Consider the following 18,333-nt stretch of genomic DNA (forward strand, 5'->3'; position numbering starts at 1 on the left):
GCCGCTCTACCAGCTGAGCTAAGCGCCCTTTTAAAGTTCTGCGACCAGGGTATCTTTTTTTCACCCAACATCAACGCTCCTTGCGTGTGCTTGGCTGAAAGCACGTAGGGATGATCCACGGGCAGGCTCCCTTTTCTTGACTTTTTTTTGCTAAAAAGGCATATAGTTGCCACAAAAGTGATGCTAATATATTGATTATATGAAGTTTTTGATGCGTTTTATGTTATTTCTTTGTGCTGGTGTGGCGTCTTGGGCGGGCCCGCTCATGGCCCCTGTTGATCACAGCACGCGAGTGAAAGCCTTAAAGGGCGTATCAAAGTTTGAGACACCAGATCGTCAATATTATTCTTTTTGTTATGATCCGGACAGCACAGATGGTGCGTTCTTCCTTAACGTTGATGGTAAAAAGTTGGGCCCAAAGGATCACCCTTTATGTAAGGATTTGCAAGATCGGCAAGATAGCCTCACCATCGATGATGTTTTTCAGGCCCTGAATAGCCTGCCTCCTGGGAATAGGGGCTCATGCTATTTGCTGCGTACACGCTATGATCACACGGCCCCTCTTTCCTCCCGCTTCGTAGAACGAGTTTTGCTCACGGGGCATAATGAAAAAGGTTCCCCCCTCTTTTACCATCACGCGCTCAGCGCCATCTCCATGCCCCGTCTTAAAGAGCTCCTTCCAGGTCCGTGTCCGATTGTTGATCTCCCTGCTGCGTTTAAAGAGGTTGAGGTGAGCACATACCAAACTTTTTTATCGACCCAAGATTCCTACATTCTGAGCTTTCGTTCCGGTGTACCGCGTCTCATGTGTCGCGGCCTTGACGAAAAGGGGTGGTATGCTATTCAACATGATGCTCATCATGATACATACGTGCTCAAAGATTTTGGCGCTTGCCTCGGTGCGGGGTGTTTTGCGCCCGCAAACAATCCCCTTAAGATTATGGACGTTAAGCCCTTTGGCATCCAAGGGATATCTTGGTTTAAGGACCTTGAGCATAAGGGCGCGAGGGGTAAAAACCCTCAAGGTCAGGACGTGGCCCCTTGTGACGAGGGCAAGGCCTGTGATGCTGTGCCCGGAGCGCGTTCACACATTGCCGATGTGCGGCCTGAGATTGCTGATTTTGGAACATGGCTCAACACTGTCACCCGTGCCGTCAAGGTGATCCTATCACGAGCATGGATCTTGCCTGAGGCGGCAGAGGGGCGTTTGGCGGCGTCTTTGCAACAACGTCTTGAAAATGCAACGCAGGCTGAGAAAGAGACGCATCAAGATACCTTGACGGCTTTGGGGAGAGCTGTCCCTGCCCTTGCCCCTGTGGTCATGCTTTTACAAGAGGAAGGGGAAGACCCCAGCCCCCTCACGATCCCTTATATGCCGGCAGAAATGTGGCGAAAGATTTTTGACTTTCTTGGCCCCCAAGATCAGGCCCACACCATCGTGGCCTACCCCCCTTTGTTCCAGCACTTGGCATTCTTGACTTCTGTTTTTCCCGAACTGCGCACACACTTGCCGCACAGGATCCCGCTGGCGCTGGGGGGAGACAAGGTGGTGACGCATATAGGTGCGAATTATGTCGATATACTCGATGCAAGCCCATGGAACCTCCATCGTATCAGAACATTAAAGAACAATAAGTCTTTGGAAACGCTCAGCCTACCTTATGACCCCCTTGCCCTGCCGAGCCTCATGCTTGACAGGCTCCATTCGCATCCCCTCCCCCCTGTGAAGATTGCCGCTAAGATCACGTTTGAGGCAAAGCGGCGGACAGGTGAACACGAGGGGGACCCCACCACGGTTATGGATGCCTTCCTCACACTCACTCACACGCAAAGCGGTGCGGATACTAAGATTGGCCCACTCACGCTGATCGAGCCGCGTTTGCTGAAAAGCCTTCTGCCCGATGTGTGGATAAGCACCCCGATTATCAGGAGCTGGCTGGCACTGTGCTTCCCTATCTTGCGCTTATTGAGCTTGAAAAAGAGGCCAAAAAAGCCTGGGCAACCTCTTTTCATAGTCAAGAGCCGAGAGGCTAAGCCCCCGGCCCTTGATGTGAGGCGAGTGACACCCCCGAACCTGTGGATTACAAATCAGCTGTCTTTTCATCAAAGAAAAGTAGTGCTCGTCGGTATTTTTCATAAATTGCCAGTTATGGGGGGAAAATGAGCAAGCATAATAGCGCCAGTAGGTTAAGTGAGCGCAAAATCAATATTGTTAAAGACTGTGCTCCTGCACTTAAAGGGCATGGGCTTTCTATTACGTCACACATGTACGATCTGATGTTTCAGCATCATCCAGAGGTGTTCTCCTTATTTAACCCAGTTAATAATAAAACGGGTGAGCAACCAAAATCTCTTGCACGTGCAATGTTAGCATACGCTGAGCATATCGATGATTTGGCTGCTCTGGGGCCGAGAATCAACCAGATTGCCCACAAACATGTCTCTTTAGACATCAAGGCTGAACACTATGATGTGGTGGGGGCCAATCTACTCAAGGCCATAGATGATGTTTTGAATCCGGGGCAAGAGTGCCTGGATGCCTGGCAAGAGGCCTACGCTTTTCTGGCACAGATTTTTGTGCAAAGTGAGGCTGACATCTATCGCTCTGTTAAAAACATTCCAGGAGGGTGGGAAGGATTTCGTCCGTTCGTGATTGATAAGAAAGAGAAAAGCGGGAACACGATGTCTCTTTATTTAAAGCCCAAAGATGGTAACGCACTGCCAGCGTTTTGTCCTGGACAGTATGTGGCCATTAAAGTGCCCTCCAATGATCCGAAACGTTCTTTTGAATTGAGGAATTTCAGCCTATCTGGTCGATCACAACAAGATCACTATCGCCTGACTGTAAAAGATCGGGTCAGTCATGATCCAGGGATTCCCGATGGCCTTGTGTCACAAATGGCACACACAATTGAGGTGGGGGAAGTGGTGGAGTTGAGCCCACCGGTGGGTGATTTTGTTTTAAAAACAGATACGCAGGAACCGACCATTCTCTTAAGTGCGGGTGTGGGGCTGACGCCCATGCTAAGTATGGTGAGTGACATTGCTGCGCACTATCCTCACATGGAAACTTTTTACATTCACACAACTCAAAACACACAAAGTCACGCATTCAAGGAATATATAGAAGATCTAGCACAAAACCACGAACACATCCGCCAGTTTGTATGCTATACAGAGCCACGAGAAGGTGATACGTGCGATCATAAAGGACAGCTCACAGAAGATATCCTCAAATCTGTGTTATCCTCAAATAAAGAGTGACATTTCTACATTTGTGGCCCGAGCAGTTTTCTTGAGAGAATGGTACACATTCTTCACACATGGGGAACACCTAAAGATCACATACACTACGAATTCTTCTCTCCAGAAAAAGAAATGAGTGTCTCATTTTCTGAGTAGAACAGAGGTGAAATGTGCCTGCGGCAGCCCGGTCATATTTTGGTTAATATGTATATAAAAAATGACATAAATTGATCTTTTATCGCTTTTAGCAACGATGGTCTGCCTGCAGAAACATTTTTATTGATTTTTACCTATAAAAGACATACCTTGCTTTGTTTCTGAAAAAAAGGAGAGAGAGCATGAACAAGGCATTGTGGGGGCTACTCATCGCGTGGGCATTTGTGGGAGGCAATCGTGTATTAAGCGCCTCCTCATGGGTGGTGGTCGGCTCTTTTTTAGGTGATGAAGGCAAAGGAGCTGTTTGTGATTTCTTGGCTCAAGAGGTTGACTATGTGGTGCGTTTTAATGGGGGTAATAATGCGGGGCACACCTTGATGCAGCACGACAAAACCTATAACCTGCATATGCTGCCTTCAGGCGTGATCAATCCTTTGGTGGTGAATGTGATTGGGGCCGGGTGTGTGGTCAATGTAGCAGCTCTTGGAGAAGAAATTGCGGTGGTGGAGGCACAGCTGGGCCGCCCCATCTTGCCCCATCAGCTTGTGATTGACATGCGGGCTGGTTAATTTGTTCTTTTCACCTTGAACTTGACAGAGCCCAAGAAGAGAGCGCCAAGAAAGACAGCATTGGCACAACCCGTAAGGGCATTGGCCCTGGTTATGTAGACCTCTCTTCCAGGCTGGGGTTGCGTTGTGGCGACCTCTTAGAAGATCAAGGCACACTCACAAACAAAGTGCGTAAAGTGGTGGCGTGGCACAATGTGTGGCGCAAACACTATGGATTAACGCCCCTGTCTGTGGCAGGTGTGATGCAGGAACTTAACACATTACGCCCACTGGTGGCTCGCTATGGGCAAGATGGGGTTTCACAGCACTTAACCACCGCATGTGCCTAAGGAAAAAAGGTGTTATTAGAAGGAGCACAAGGGGTGCTGCTTGATCTCACATGGGGACACCCCCCGTTTGTGACATCGTGTTCTACAGGCGTGGCCGCGGCCTCTCTGGGCACAGGGGTGCCACCTCATGCTTTGCGCCATGTCTGGGCGGTGGCCAAAGCCTATGCCACGCGCGTGGGGGAAGGTCCTTTTTTGACAGAAATGCTTGAGGAAGATGGCCGCACAACCAAGCTCCATCAGCTTATACGCGAAAAAGGAGGTGAATATGGCGCCACCACAGGTCGCCCACGACGTATTGGTTATCTTGATCTTGTGGCCATCAAAGAAGCGGTTCAGCGCCTACGGCGTTAATGGCCTTGTGCTCACAAAAATAGGTGTATTCGATGGTGTGGATAAGATTCCTGTGTGTGTGGGGTATCGCGACCCTGACACCCATCGCATGGTGACCTATATCCCTGCATCTTTAGCCGCCTACAAACGCCTTCAGCCTATTTACAAAAACCTTGATGGATGGCCCGCGCCCACCCGCAACCTTCAGTCATTTGAGGCCCTTCCGCCCGAAGCTCAAGCGTTTGTGAAATTTATTGAGGATTTTTGTGGCCAAAAGGTGCGCATGATCAAAACGGGCCCCACCCGTGAAGCCTGCATCATGATCACCCATCCTTGGCAACACGAGAAAGGGAAGGAGATGCGCGCATAGGAAAGGCACACAGCTTTCGCCGCAATGACATATATCAACGGCACCTCGTAAAAATCAGAGCAGCCCATAACCAACCACCCTGAGTGCATGAGCAATGGAGTCTTGACACAAGCCTATCCTCTACGCCATGTTCACGCTATATAAGCTTCTGATCGCCACACTATGATGACAGAAACGAACCCCACCCATAAGGTTGTCCCTATGGTGAGCGCTTTATGGCGATTGTGGTTTTTATGGTCCTAACGTTGAGGCATGATGCAAGAACTTGAGGCGATCTTATCTTCTGCTGTCACCGTGCTTTCTGACAAAACCCGCACACGCAGCGCGCGCTATGAACGCACCTGCCACCTGCTTGCCCGCGTGAGCGACCTTCTTGTGTCCACCTGGCCAAAGGATGAACATGCAGATCTTGAGGAAAAAGAGTTTCTTTTCGAGTGCCTCATGCACCGGTTTGACGCCCTGACCCCCCATAAAGAGCACGTGCACACACTCTATGCCATGATGGCCTGCCACCCTGACGTTGCTTTTGCACAAATGCTTCAGATGCGCCAAAGTTTTGCACGCACGCTGTCCACCCACACTTTCTGCCCTATGCCTATGTGTATGTCTTATGCGCTGACATGGGTGTATAGCCAAGCCTTCCCTACGTGGTTGGGAGATGACACGCCGGATCTGGCGCCCACCATGGCCCGTATTGATGGAAATCTTACCTCTGTGCTGAGCCTGCAGCGCACGCTTGCCGAAAAGCTGAGGATATAAGCTAAACGTAACCCAATATACACGCCCGAAACATAGATGATTAAGGATTCGTAAATGATTTGGTCGGATAATGGAAAAGGTAGCTTTGACGAAGCATCAGTGAAGGGGGACGCATGTCAGACAGAGAAAACGAAACATCCTTTGAAGGGCAAAACCAAAAGACGTTTGGTGAAGCCCACCACAAAGACACACAAAACAAATTTCAATGGAAAGGGAAAGAATTACCCTTAGAGGCCTTGCTGGCCAGCCATAGAAAAAATATGGACGCGGTGCGGCAAGCCCAGCAAGCTGCCTCAGATCTGGTACGTGATGTGGCCCAGCTCAACGGTCAATATGCACGACATTCTTTTGACGATATTTGCCGTCAAACACGCACGTTTTTCACCGAAGCCAGCATGCCCAAGAATATGAACCCTGAACCCATGGTCAGCGCCATCAAATCCTCTTTTGAGCGCTCTATGTCTCACTATAAGCAAGTCACAGAGCTTTTTTCTCAATCCACATCCAAAATCTTTAACAGCTATAAGAAGAGGTTTGATGAGGGCTTGCAAGAAGCACAAGATTTGTCAAAACACAAAGAAAACTAAGGGAAAATCACACTCTCTTCATGCGTGCCTCTTGAGCTATGAGGGGCACGAGAAGGGGGGAAGGCTTTGAAGTCTCTTACAACCGGCAAAGGGACGTAAAAAGGTGGCCACTAAAGGCGACCAAAGGTTCGATCAAGGGCTCGGCCCAAGATGTCTTAAGCCAGACAGCCCCATCAAAAGAATGAAACAAGAGATCCCCCAAACACCCCTCATAAACACGCCGTCCACAAACAAAACGCTCTTTTATTAGACAAACACGAAGGATGCTTAAGACAACACGGTCTGCAATAACAGAGATAAGCGAGCGCCCACAGCCAGACATGCCCTCCATGCCCAAGGTGTAAACACCCCTTTAGCCGTCTGTTTGTCTGCCTACTAGAAGCTGACTTTCACGCCCACAACGCCTGTAAGGGCACGCTGGTCCCTAATGACATTGCCCTTTGTGAAGTCTTTCATCTGCTGGACAAACAAACTCATCTCATAAAGCGCTGAAGGGTTTTTGGTGAGGTGATAGAACCCTTCAATATAAATCTGCACACCGGGTTGAACCGCATAAGTTAAAGACGCGTTACCAATGTTCGTCACAGCCTTGCTTGTCTTACCATCCACGGCAAAACCTGTCTTGGCCTCACTGCGATAATACCCTAAGGCCAGTTTTGTGTCCCAGAAAAAGAAGGCGATGGCTACGTCAAAAAACCGAGGCGCACTGGCATGAGCCCCCACATATTCAGAGGGCGCCACACCCGGTGCGGCCACCAGGTAATTCCCTTTCATTTGTGCGGTTTGCCCCATCCATCCATATTCAGCGCCCAAGGCAACTTTATCAAAGGTGATGTCTCCACCCACCGTCACGCCATTAGTTTGGTGGAAATAAATGTCTTCACCATTGGGCCCTGTTTGCGCTGTGCGCGGTGACCCCGTCACCCCTGTGACAGAAAGACTCAATTTGGCATCTGAAGTGACAAACTCTACAAAGTTCACACCAAACCCCCAGAACTGCTTGTTATAATAAATATCTGTATCAGAGATGGGCCCTAAATCAACACGGTTTTTCCGCCCAATCTTAGACGTATCCGGTGTATAGCTGACACCCAATTGAAAGCCCCAAAAGCGCGGCGTCATAAGGGTAAATTTAGTGGCATCATCCGAGTCACCCACAAGCTCAACCTTGGCATAACAGCCTGTGGTGATCCCCACATACCCGCGGTGAGCACTGGAGCCAAACCCCCCGGTCCCCCCAAGAAGCGACGCACCACCAAAGGACATAAGGTCTTCCACGCCGGCATAGTTCCCTAAGTTCAGCGTCGCATATTTAGAATAAAGAGAAATATAGGCCTGAGGCACGATGTAGTGCGTTTTGGCAAAGCGATCGCCCGAAAGCATCATGGTGGCCATCCACTGGTGAAAGGTGGCAAAATCCATCTGCCCATCCACCTGAAACGCAATTTTGGTGTTATCGGTGGTAAAAGAAGGGCCCCCTGTCTCGTAGGAGGAGGGATCAGAGCTCAATGCGTCTGTATTTGCATCTTTTTTGACTTTTTCAATCTCACGGTTGCTCTGGCTGCCGCTAAACATGTTAAAAACCGCCGAGCCTGTAATACCAATTTGCGGCATAGACAATGTTGAACCCTCGGCACCCAAAGCAAAACTCGGCAACCATAAAACCCCCGATACCAAAGATATGGTTTTCAAGAAAGAACGCTGTGTTGACCTCACTGTGGTAACCCCCTAACATCAAAGAAAAATGTTTTTGGAAAAAGTAAACAATTTCTTAAAGAAGCGCCATAAAAAAAAGAATTTTTTTAGATAAAACGTGCGACGTCAACCATCCATGGGCCTTCCTTTTCGAATAATACACGCGTCTTTCTTTGTATTGGTGGGAAAAAATTATGTCCTTAACTGTCTATCTTGTGGATGTCTCCCACTTTATCTTCAGAGCCTACCATGCGTTGCCCCCTCTTGAGCGCCCCGATGGCACCCCCGTGGGCGCTGTGTATGGGTTTTTATCCATGGTGCTTAAATTGATAGATAGCCACAAGATAGATGCGCTCGGCATGGTTTTTGACAGCAAAGCGCCCACCTTCCGCCATCATATTGACCCTGCCTATAAAGCCAACAGACCCCCACCCCCACCTGATTTGGCCGTGCAATTTTCGCTGGTGCATGAAGCCTGTGAAGCCTTTGGCTTTGTGTGCCTTCAATGTGATGGCTTTGAAGCCGACGATATCATGGCCACCTATGCCACACAAAATGCGGCACAAGAATCTCACACCGTGCTGGTGTCGAGTGATAAAGACCTGATGCAGCTGATTAACCCGCATATTCGCATGTTTGATGCCATCAAAAACACCTTTATAGAAGCCGACGCTGTCAGAAAAAAGCTAGGCGTGGATCCGGGTCAAGTGATTGATTTTCAAGCGTTGACAGGTGATGCCTCTGACAATATCCCCGGCGTCCCCGGTGTGGGGCCCAAAACAGCGGCGCAATTGATCCATGACTTTGGCAGCCTCGACAATCTCTATCATCATCTCGACCAGATCACCAAACCCCGTCTTCAGCAACGTTTGACCGAACACAAGGACAAGGCCTTTTTATCTCAACAGCTGGCGCGCCTTGATCCACAGGTGCCACTGACAGTGCCCTTAGAAAAGCTGCAATTTCACGGCATCACCTATGACCACGCCAAAGCTTTTTTGGAAACCAACCACTTTAAAACCCTGGTCAAACGCTTGCGCGCACCTTCCGAGCCACACGGGCTTTCCCCCACCTCCTATCCTCTCACCTGGATTGACACACCCGAAACCTGGGCACTTTGGCAAAAACACATACGCGCAAAAGGCATCATCGCGCTGGCCACCACCCATGACCATGAGCAAAGGGATGGCGATGAACAGGGTCCTTCGTGGGCGCTGTTCCACCCTGATCTTGGCGGCGCTATTCTCAGCCCCTCACTTGCGACCAAAGAGCCATTCGTGCATGATCCAAGCGTGCTGCATGTTATGCATGGGGCCCCTGCGTCCCTTACATCCGCAGGTACTCATATCAGCTATGATGACACGTTTCTTATGGCCTATCTACTTGAAGGACCGTCACAGAAAAACGCGCTTGAACATTATCAGGCCCTGACACAAACGCCCGAACCTCACTTTGAAGGCCCACAAGAGCCCATCAAGGACATCTTCAAGGAGGCCTTGTGTGAGGCATGGGCCACGTGGCATGTGATGCCGCTTATGAAGCAGGCCCTGAGAGAGGGCGCCATGTGGGCGCTTTATCAAAAAATAGACAAACCACTGCAAACCGTGCTGACATCCATGGAGCAGGCAGGCATCTTGTTAGATACAGCCAAGCTTACGCGCCTGGGTCACACCTTTCAAACCCACATCGATGCCGAAGAACAGACCATTTTTTCTTTGGCAGGCACCACATTTAACGTGGCATCACCTAAACAGCTGGGCGAGATTTTGTTCACCAAACTCGGCCTCACACCTGTGGGAAAGCGGGGCAAAGCCGGCACCTACAGCACCAATAGCGATGTCTTAGAAAAGCTGGATCACCCCATAACAGCCCCACTGCTTCGCTTTCGCCAATTTTCTAAACTCAAGAGCACCTATGTAGATGGCCTGTTGCACGCCCTGCCCGAAGGCTCGCAAAGACTGCACACAACCTTTCTTGCCTGCGGCACATCCACAGGCCGGTTGGCCTCCATCAAACCCAATCTTCAAAACATTCCCATCCGCGAGCCCGAGGGACGCGACATTCGCAAGGCCTTTATCCCCAGCCCAGGCCACGTGTTGTTAAGCATTGATTATTCCCAAATTGAGCTGCGCCTTTTGGCGCACATCGGCCACATCACGCCCCTGATTGAGGCTTTTAAGCGCGGGGAGGATATTCATCAAAAAACAGCCTCTGAAATGTTTGCCATCCCCTTAGCAGACGTCACGCCCACACTCAGGCGTCACGCCAAGATGATTAATTTTGGCATTATCTATGGCATCAGTGCCTATGGGCTGGCCGAACGCCTGGCTATCCCTCAAGACAAAGCCAAAGATTATATTGAGCGCTATCTTGAACGCTATGCTGGCATCAAAACCTATATGGACACACAGATTGCCCTGGCACAGAGCAAAGGGTATGTCAAAACGCTGTGGGGGCGGCGTTGCTATATTCCCCAGATCCACCATAAGAATCCAACCTTGAGAGGCATGGCTGAGCGCTTAGCCATTAATGCCCCCCTTCAAGGCACCAGTGCCGATTTTATTCGAGACGCCATGGTGAAGATCGGCGCTTTCTTAACCAAGGAACAGTCTAAACTCACCCTTCTGCTACAAATTCATGATGAACTGTTGTTTGAAGGCCCTGCTGATGAGGTTGCACGGCTCATCCCCCAGCTTGAGACCATCATGAGCGGCGTGGCGTCACTGGACGTGCCCCTTGTGGTGTCATCATCCACAGGCCTGTCATGGGAAGAGGCCCACGCGTAACCGCCCGTGTTGCAAAAAACCCAGGATGCTTTATGGTAAAATTACGCTTTGCCTATGCCGTGAGCCTTTCATGACAACGCTTCTTCCCCCTGTGCCTTTGGGTGATCTTTCTCAACCCACCGTGTGGGTTTTTTTGTGCGGATTGAACCAAGATTTTAACGGAGAGAAGGCCACAAGAAGCCGCACCCTTCTTGATGCCCTTGGTAAACACGATGGGTTTCGTTTTTTGGCCCTTGTACCGCCTGCACGCAGCCCTCAATGGGGCAATAGGCTGTGCTGGCCGCAAGAAACCCCTGCGCTTTTGGATGAAACCTGGGCCTATATCAACGACCAAACCCGCGATATCACCGTGGCGGGGTATATTGGCTTTTCTAATGGTGGTTTTTTCTTATGTGCCCTTTCTCAGCACAAACTTTTGCCCGTCCCCCTGGTGGCCATTGCCTCTGGCGGCATCGTGAAAGGCACGCCGGCGGCCAATCGCCTTGTCCTTTTGGTTGATCCCAGCGACCAGCCCTATGGAGACAAGGCACACGACATGCTGCGCAGCGCAAAGGGCACGCCCCTTGACGTCACCCTTCACACCTTTGAGGGCGGCCACACGATTCCCCCAGACCTCCTTTCCAAACAATTGACACAGCTCGCCTCTCACCGTTAAGGGGGCAAACGCCAGAAGCCCATGCCCGAAAAGTATGCACGTACAAAAAGGGTGACGCATCTTAAGTGTCGCGATAAGCATAACCTACGGTGAGAGACTCACGTGCCAGGCTCTGTGCTAAGAAAAGCGCAACCCTTAGGTCATCCATACCTCGCTTGATTATCTCAATGCCCTCTTCCACAGCACGCATAGAGGAAGAAAGCGTAGACCAAAACCGCTGATAACCCGACGTTGCCAGGTATATTGCTTGGGGGTGGAGATAAACAGGCCAAAGCTGCCCATCACCATGATCTTGATCTCCCCTGAGCCACGTATTAAAAACGCCGGCCCCCAAACGGTAAGCATGCTGCATAGCGTTGATGCGTACAACACGACCCCTTCCTTCACCGTGTTCATATCCATAACAAAACGAGGTTCCTGCCGGGGCTTGATCCATGACATGATAAACATGGCCTAAACCCTGCCGATACGCCAGATAGGCCATAAGCCTATCCTCATACTGTCCGCACCCCGCTCCTGCCATCATGTGTGTAAACAACCTCGCTGTCAGGTCACCAGAAGAGTCAAAAAGGACAAAAGGTACATCTTCTTGAGGTGTATATACAGCGTAGTCACACATATCATCAGATGCCCGCCAAGGCAACGAAGCCCGATGAAAAAACACAAAGGTCACCTTTTTGTGAATGTGAGTCCACTTTAAACCCCGCAGAGCACATCATGATCTCATCGCGGGCCACCAGCTTTCCATTAAAATCATCCGATGTGGGCATAAGGGTCATTTTGGAGACAAACCCTGTCTCCTCCCCCAAGAGGTCTATGGATGACACGGAGATCACACCCCCCCAAGCCTTTGCCCACAAGCCACACAGCCAAAAGAGCCTAAGCCAAAAACACATCAATCTATCCTTCCGAAAGAATAAAGACATTAAAGAGACACCTCCCCACCAATCAATTGAGACGCAAGCTGGGCGCCTTCTTGTCCACATAGGTTATACGGTTTTTTCAAAAGGCGCGCGCACTCAAAACCGGCCACATAGGCATCCCCGGCGCCAGATGTGGTCTTTATCTGTGTTGGGCAACAGGCATCGTGGGTATATTTTCTCCCCCTCGCAAACGTATCAGAACCCTTGTCCCCATGGGTGACGCGAAAAACAGTATCGGTGCTTTTAGAGAGTGATTGAATATAGGCATGAAGACTCCCGACACCGCCTTCAAACAAAGCGTCATACTCTGATTGATTACCGGCAATATGGGCAAAATGCGGCAAGAGGCGTCCCAAAAAAATATTTTGCTGCTGTGCGAGCACTTCCTTACTGGGCAAAAGTAAGAACCGGTTTTCTCTGGGAACATGACGGAAAATCAGGTAGAATAGCTGGTTAGAATCTACACGCGAAAGCTGTGAAAACAAAAAACCATCCAGAAAACACAGGCGAATGCCTTTACCTTGAAAGTGCTGCCTTGCTGTCTCTACATCTAAATAAGCTGCGGCCCCTAACTGCACTGAAAAACTACGGGTGTCATTGCGCAAAAACACGTCACACACCCCTGTGGTCTGCGCCTCAAGGGTTTGCCCCCACCACGCGATCCCCTCTTTCTGAAGGGTCGGTACAAACACATCATCATCAGCCCCCACAGAGCCGATCATGGCGAAGTTATAATCTGTCACGCCTTGCGCATCAAGCGCGCCCTTCATCAAGCGTAAGGTATTGCCCACAACGCCGCCCGCTTTTTCATCCACCAACTCGCAGGCAGAGGCCTTAGACGCCACCGCCTCGGGTGACGAGACATAGGTATGTTTTTCAGGCACTATGGCCGCGCACGAGGGCACGCACGCATGATGCCTGTCTTTAAGCGCATGACCAATGCCCACGATCCAGGTTGGCTTGACGCCCCATACAGGCGTAAAGCTGCCGAGCGCCAGCAACAACCCTAAAAAGACATGAATAACGTGCATACACCCCCCTTTTTTATTTAAAAAGATAAAAATAAAGCCAAATTTTATACAACGAAACCTTTTTTTCAAAAAAATAAATTTATCAGATAAAAAAGAAAAGGCTTTCTTGTGACGACCTAAGAAAGGCGGCAGCAGCAGACTCTCTCAGCACCAACACAAAGAAAAAAGGAGCCAAAAGCACGGGCGAGAAGAAATGAGCTGGCCAACCGTCCCCCACAGAATGTTGATGGCCCCCAGCCGGATAATGCAATTTTTCTGAATCAAAATCATAACGCATAGATCACAACGCATCCTTGATGGATGCAAAAACCGTGAACGCACGGGGCCCTTAACGGCCCTTTGCGTTTTTTTATATGTAAAGCGCTTGCCAAAAAGCGCGCGCGTCCGCCAGAAGCACGCACGTTGGTCGTTGTTTCTCATGATGTGTCCCTGGTCATTTCCCTGATCAGGTTGCCCCTGGTCAGTGCCACTCGCCGTTGCGACTAGGCATAACCTTTGCGCAGCGCACGTTTGCGATCATGAGGGTCGAGCCATTTTTTGCGCAAGCGCAGGGTTTGCGGCGTCACCTCCACCAGCTCATCATCGGCAATATAGGCGATCATATCTTCCAAAGACAATACACGCGGCGGTGTCAGGCGAATGGCTTCATCGGTGCCCGAGGCGCGCACGTTGGTGAGCTGTTTCCCTTTGAGGATGTTGATTTCCAAATCATTTTCCCGGTTGTGCTCACCCACAATCATGCCTTGATACACCTTGTCACCCGGCGACACAAACATCACACCGCGCTCTTGAAGATTAAACAGTGCATAGGCCACTGCATCCCCCTTGCCATTAGAGATCAGCGCGCCACCGCGGCGTGACACAATGGCCCCTTTGAAAGGCGCGTGGTTCAGATAAACCCGGTTGAGAAGGCCCGTGCCGCGGGTGTCTGTCAAAAATTCGCCCTGATACCCAATCAACCCCCGTGACGGCACATGAAAGGTCAGACGCACCTTGCCACCTTCGGCCGGGCGCATATCCTGCATTTCCCCTTTACGGGCGCTGAGTTTTTCAATCACGGTGCCAGAGAATTCTTCATCCACGTCCACCACTACTTCTTCGATGGGCTCAAGCTTGGCCCCGGTGTCAGGATCGGTGCGGTACAAAACACGGGGACGCGACACCGACAGCTCAAACCCTTCTCGGCGCATGGTTTCAATCAACACGCCCAGCTGAAGCTCACCTCGGCCGCCCACCTCAAAGGCATCACCGCCAGCCGTTTCACTGATCTTAATGGCCACATTGGTTTCTGCCTCGGCCTCGAGGCGATCACGAATCATACGTGATGTGACCTTGNNNCCCTCTTGGCCAGCAAAGGGCGCATCATTCACCGAAATGGTCACCGCAATGGTGGGCGGATCAATGGGTGTGGAGGCAATAGGGGTGCTCACCTCAGGACTGCACACCGTGTCAGACACCGAAGCCTTGGCCAGCCCGGCAATCGAGACAATCTCGCCTGCCTCAATGCGGTCTGTTGACACCCGCTCAACCCCAGAAAAGGTCTGGAGCCGCACCAGGCGCCCCTCTTCCACCACGCCGCCCTCAAGATTAAGCACACGACAGGCTTCGTTCACGCGGGCGATGCCGCTTTCGACGCGCCCTGTTAACAGGCGCCCTAGGTAAGGATTCGATTCCATCAAGGTCACCAGCATAGAAAATGGGGCTTCTTGACGCACATCCGGGGCCGGCACACGATCACGAATGGTGCTCAGCAACGGCTTGAGATTCTCACGCGGAGCCTCCAAGCTGGGCGCACACCACCCATCACGGCCCGAGGCATAGAGAATGGGAAAGTCCAGCTGCGCCTCGGTTGCATCAAGGGACACAAACAAATCGAACACCTCATCCACCACCTCTTGGGGGCGGGCGTCACGACGATCCACCTTGTTGATCACCACAATGGGCTTGAGCCCTCGCTGCAACGCCTTAGAAAGCACAAATTTTGTTTGGGGCAGCGGCCCTTCTTCGGCATCCACCAATAACACCACCCCGTCCACCATCGACAAAATGCGCTCCACCTCGCCGCCGAAATCAGCGTGGCCAGGTGTGTCGATGATGTTGATGCGTGTGTCTTCCCAAAGAATCGAGGTGCATTTGGCCAAAATGGTGATGCCGCGCTCTTTTTCAAGATCATGGCTGTCCATCACCCGCTCAGGCGCTTCTTGGTTGTCACGAAAGGTGCCGCTTTGCCTTAAAAGCCCGTCAATAAGGGTGGTCTTGCCATGATCGACGTGCGCAATAATGGCAATATTGCGAAGATTATCTGTCATAGTGGGGCCTGTGCAGCCATTCATTGCCTTTTTTGTCTCTTTTATGGTCGCACAAGACGCCCCTGCGCACAAGCCCTAACCTGATCACCCATGCCGATCCACGGTGATGCACGGCTCACCCCCCTGATGTCACACGGTGACCTCTAAGGCTCAGGCGCTTTTGCTCAGATCCCATGACCCCATTCTTATTGCCAAAAAAGCAGACTTTTTGGCAGAGGCGTGTTACGCGGTCACAGGCAAAAATCAAAAAATGCTTGTATCACAATGGTTTGTTTGTTAATTCTTTGTCAAGAAAACGTGACAAAATGGGTTAATGCATGTCCCCTTCCTCTCCTTTATCCAAGCGCCGTGGTGTATTTTGGGCTGTCTCAGGATTGTTTTGCTATCACCTTCCTCTTTTTCCTGTGGTCATCTCATCAAAGTGTGAAAAAAAACACGGCCATTTTGCGCCAGGTGCGCACGCTTGTCAGCGTTGAAGAGCATACTGTGCAAACCTTGTTGCGGTTTGCTTATCAGACCTTCCATATCCCAAGACAAGGCATTATTCACATTGGTGCCCACAATGCCCAAGAGTTACCCATTTATGAAAATTTTGGGATCAAAGACATCTTGTGGATTGAAGCGGACCCCACCCATGAGGCGGCAATTTTACAAAACATTCGCGAGCACCCTGGATCGAAGGTGGCTATTTTTGCTGCCTCCAATGTGAATGAGGAAGCCACGTTCCACGTCACGTCTAATGGCGGGCAATCTAGCTCTCTTTTAGAGCTTAACGAGCATCTCAATGCCCACCCTTCCGTTCAAAAAAACCGGCACCATCACGGTGAACCAGAAACGCCTTGATGACTTTTTGGCCGAGCACTCCCTCCAAAAACCAGCAAATGTCATGGTTCTTGATATTCAAGGAGCGGAGCTTATGGCCCTTGAAGGGGCCACACACACCCTGAAAAACATCGACGCCATTGTTACAGAGGTTTCGTGCACAGAGCTCTATAAGGGGTGCGCGCTGATTGAAGACATTGACGCCTTTTTGCTTAACCAAGGGTTTCGACGCGTCAACACGATTGTGAATATGTTCAGCTGGGGAGATGCCCTTTACGTGAGAAAGCGGTTTTTAACCCAAAAACCTCGGGGCTCTTAAACGCGACCTAGGGGGCTGGGGGCCGTGACTTTGATTGTGGTGCGTCCCCTTTCGTTCATGCACCCGATGCGAGACATGAACACAGGCCTCTTTTGAGACACCCGCCCAAGAACATGGTGAAACGCTCACGCCTTTGTCATTTTGGTCATCAAACGGTTGACCCCATGGTGTGATCCTTTTATGCTCAAGGGATGGTGAGGGCGCTTAGCTCAGCTGGTAGAGCATCTGACTTTTAATCAGGGGGTCACAGGTTCGAACCCTGTAGCGCCCACCACTTTTCCCCTGGCCTCCAAAGTTTTTCGATTTTTCCAAAAACAAAATGGTCATCACACGCTCATCACGGTGAGTCCGATTGACATGGCTTGATGACGCACACACGTTCACATGATGAAGCCCTGACATAACTGCACAGAAAGAGAAAAGGAGTCTCTAGCCCTCCCCTTTTACATGGCTGCTCCCCATGCCTGGCATCATACAGACCTTATTTTGAAACGTCGCACAAGGTGTGTAAAGGCAGTCTCAATGTGCCTGGAAAGCATTCATACGATCACTTTTTTTGCGTTCTTCAATGATAGCCTTGATCAAGTCAAGGTTGGGCGCAACAGGACAAAATTCTCCACACATCACACTAAACTCTGGAAGCAAGAAAAAGTTTTGAATCCCAGAACGCAGGGGGGACAGCATCGAAGGAATACATTGACCCAGCTTTTCAAAAAAAGCGACAATATAGGGGTTAGAAAAACCTTGACAGATAAAACGCCACCCATATCTAGAAGACATATCTTTTAGATCGTTAAGGCCTGCCCTCGTTATGCCTATAATATGCCCCTCATTGTTTAAAAAGGGCCCACCGCTATCCCCAGGGCTTGGGGATATGTCTAGTGGTATGACAGATGGAGGATAGTTTAAATCATCAGTTTTTTTTGAAAAAAATTCCCCTCCCATACACTGTTTTTCTTTTCTATAAACAAACTGCCTGCCAGCGGAAGTAATGAGTATTGAGGCTCGACATAACGTCCCAAAAGTGAATCACTGTATTTTCCATGAAAAGAAGAATAGCCAACAAGGTCTGCAATCAGGCAATCGTCTAGCTCGTCATATTTGCTTGTGTCTAAGGTGGCTGGGGAAATACAATCTACCCTCTTGTCTAGAAAACAAAGGGCCATATCTTCATTACCAACTTGTTTCCATTGTGTGATTTGAAAAGAGTGAGGCAGGTTTTTTTTCCAATCCATTCACTGAAAAGAAAGAAACAGAGCGTCTTTTACAACGTGTTTAGCCGTTAACACGGCCTGGATGCCTTCATGCTCTATGAGTGACCCCGTTCCAGAGTAAGAACCATTTTCACGCAAGGTTGATATCTTTCCCACAAAGGGAAACGCTGTTGCGTACACCACGTGATCGAATTCAGAATTTTTTTCATGATAAAAGGCAGCTTGCGTTCCTG

17 protein-coding genes, 1 tRNA gene and 2 pseudogenes are annotated in these 18,333 nt (G+C 50.2%); 12 read left to right on the forward strand and 8 right to left on the reverse strand.

Annotated features, from left to right (window positions below):
• The first annotated feature begins 211 nt into the window (after positions 1-211).
• The 7 genes and pseudogenes from IG82_RS0101895 to IG82_RS0101915 all read left to right on the forward strand — a co-directional run bounded on the left by IG82_RS0101895 (position 212) and on the right by IG82_RS0101915 (position 6,346).
• Positions 212-2,164 (forward strand): hypothetical protein, encoded by a 1,953-nt coding sequence (locus tag IG82_RS0101895; RefSeq protein ID WP_031933971.1) that lies wholly within the window; start codon positions 212-214, stop codon positions 2,162-2,164.
• Positions 2,161-3,264, forward strand: a complete 1,104-nt coding sequence (locus tag IG82_RS06570; protein ID WP_052545600.1) for a globin domain-containing protein — start codon at positions 2,161-2,163, stop codon at positions 3,262-3,264. Before IG82_RS0101895 ends, IG82_RS06570 begins: the two co-directional genes overlap by 4 nt.
• 320 nt (positions 3,265-3,584) lie before the next feature.
• Positions 3,585-3,971: an adenylosuccinate synthetase gene (locus IG82_RS07320; RefSeq protein ID WP_052545601.1), complete on the forward strand. Its 387-nt coding sequence runs from the start codon at positions 3,585-3,587 to the stop codon at positions 3,969-3,971.
• Positions 3,971-4,651 (forward strand): annotated as a pseudogene (locus IG82_RS07325) (adenylosuccinate synthetase). Before IG82_RS07320 ends, IG82_RS07325 begins: the two are co-directional and overlap by 1 nt.
• Positions 4,652-4,688: 37 nt before the next feature.
• Entirely contained in the window at positions 4,689-5,000 is a 312-nt protein-coding gene (locus IG82_RS07330; RefSeq protein ID WP_281172856.1) for an adenylosuccinate synthetase, read from the forward strand.
• A gap of 252 nt (positions 5,001-5,252) precedes the next feature.
• A complete protein-coding gene (locus tag IG82_RS0101910) occupies positions 5,253-5,759 on the forward strand; it encodes a hypothetical protein (protein WP_031933972.1) in 507 nt (168 codons plus the stop codon).
• 113 nt (positions 5,760-5,872) lie between these two features.
• Positions 5,873-6,346: a phasin family protein gene (locus IG82_RS0101915; RefSeq protein WP_031933973.1), complete on the forward strand. Its 474-nt coding sequence runs from the start codon at positions 5,873-5,875 to the stop codon at positions 6,344-6,346.
• A gap of 375 nt (positions 6,347-6,721) precedes the next feature.
• Here IG82_RS0101915 and IG82_RS0101925 read toward each other — a convergent pair whose 3' ends face one another.
• Entirely contained in the window at positions 6,722-8,038 is a 1,317-nt protein-coding gene (locus tag IG82_RS0101925) for a porin family protein (RefSeq protein ID WP_156095307.1), read from the reverse strand.
• Between the two features lie 197 nt (positions 8,039-8,235).
• Here IG82_RS0101925 and polA point away from each other — a divergent pair, with 197 nt between their 5' ends.
• Together polA and IG82_RS0101945 are read left to right on the forward strand one after the other, a co-directional pair.
• Positions 8,236-10,827, forward strand: coding sequence for a DNA polymerase I (gene polA / locus IG82_RS0101940; RefSeq protein WP_031933976.1), 2,592 nt, complete (start codon positions 8,236-8,238; stop codon positions 10,825-10,827).
• A 70-nt stretch (positions 10,828-10,897) separates the two neighbouring features.
• On the forward strand, positions 10,898-11,482 hold the full coding sequence (locus IG82_RS0101945) for an alpha/beta hydrolase (protein WP_031933977.1): 585 nt from the start codon (positions 10,898-10,900) through the stop codon (positions 11,480-11,482).
• Between the two features lie 61 nt (positions 11,483-11,543).
• Here the strand turns inward: IG82_RS0101945 and IG82_RS0101950 are convergent, their stop codons facing one another.
• The 5 genes and pseudogenes from IG82_RS0101950 to IG82_RS07310 all read right to left on the reverse strand — a co-directional run.
• Positions 11,544-12,155: a hypothetical protein gene (locus tag IG82_RS0101950; RefSeq protein WP_156095308.1), complete on the reverse strand. Its 612-nt coding sequence runs from the start codon at positions 12,153-12,155 to the stop codon at positions 11,544-11,546.
• Positions 12,156-12,407: 252 nt separating this feature from the next.
• On the reverse strand, positions 12,408-13,436 hold the full coding sequence (locus tag IG82_RS0101960) for a PfkB family carbohydrate kinase (protein WP_156095309.1): 1,029 nt from the start codon (positions 13,434-13,436) through the stop codon (positions 12,408-12,410).
• Positions 13,437-13,518: 82 nt separating this feature from the next.
• The gene (locus tag IG82_RS0101965) at positions 13,519-13,713 is read right to left on the reverse strand and encodes a hypothetical protein (protein ID WP_031933981.1); all 195 of its coding nucleotides are present in this window, start codon (positions 13,711-13,713) and stop codon (positions 13,519-13,521) included.
• A gap of 205 nt (positions 13,714-13,918) precedes the next feature.
• On the reverse strand, positions 13,919-14,771 hold an 853-nt coding region (locus IG82_RS07305; protein WP_496109469.1), incomplete at its 5' end, for a large ribosomal subunit assembly factor BipA.
• Between the two features lie 3 nt (positions 14,772-14,774).
• Positions 14,775-15,745, reverse strand: a pseudogene (locus tag IG82_RS07310) (GTP-binding protein); the annotation flags it as partial.
• Positions 15,746-16,042: 297 nt separating this feature from the next.
• Here IG82_RS07310 and IG82_RS06865 point away from each other — a divergent pair.
• From IG82_RS06865 to IG82_RS0101990, 3 genes are all read left to right on the forward strand, one after another.
• A complete protein-coding gene (locus tag IG82_RS06865) occupies positions 16,043-16,588 on the forward strand; it encodes a class I SAM-dependent methyltransferase (RefSeq protein ID WP_156095310.1) in 546 nt (181 codons plus the stop codon).
• Positions 16,569-16,886 (forward strand): FkbM family methyltransferase, encoded by a 318-nt coding sequence (locus IG82_RS06870; protein ID WP_172642855.1) that lies wholly within the window; start codon positions 16,569-16,571, stop codon positions 16,884-16,886. Before IG82_RS06865 ends, IG82_RS06870 begins: the two co-directional genes overlap by 20 nt.
• A gap of 198 nt (positions 16,887-17,084) precedes the next feature.
• Positions 17,085-17,160 (forward strand) — tRNA-Lys (locus IG82_RS0101990).
• A 245-nt stretch (positions 17,161-17,405) separates the two neighbouring features.
• Here IG82_RS0101990 and IG82_RS0102000 read toward each other — a convergent pair.
• Together IG82_RS0102000 and IG82_RS0102005 are read right to left on the reverse strand one after the other, a co-directional pair.
• Entirely contained in the window at positions 17,406-17,666 is a 261-nt protein-coding gene (locus tag IG82_RS0102000; protein WP_031933982.1) for a hypothetical protein, read from the reverse strand.
• Positions 17,667-17,791: 125 nt separating this feature from the next.
• Entirely contained in the window at positions 17,792-18,052 is a 261-nt protein-coding gene (locus tag IG82_RS0102005) for a hypothetical protein (RefSeq protein ID WP_156095311.1), read from the reverse strand.
• Between the last annotated feature and the right edge of the window lie 281 nt (positions 18,053-18,333).

It is taken from the genome of Candidatus Hepatobacter penaei (genome assembly GCF_000742475.1).
In the GTDB taxonomy this organism is placed as follows: domain Bacteria; phylum Pseudomonadota; class Alphaproteobacteria; order Holosporales; family Hepatobacteraceae; genus Hepatobacter; species Hepatobacter penaei.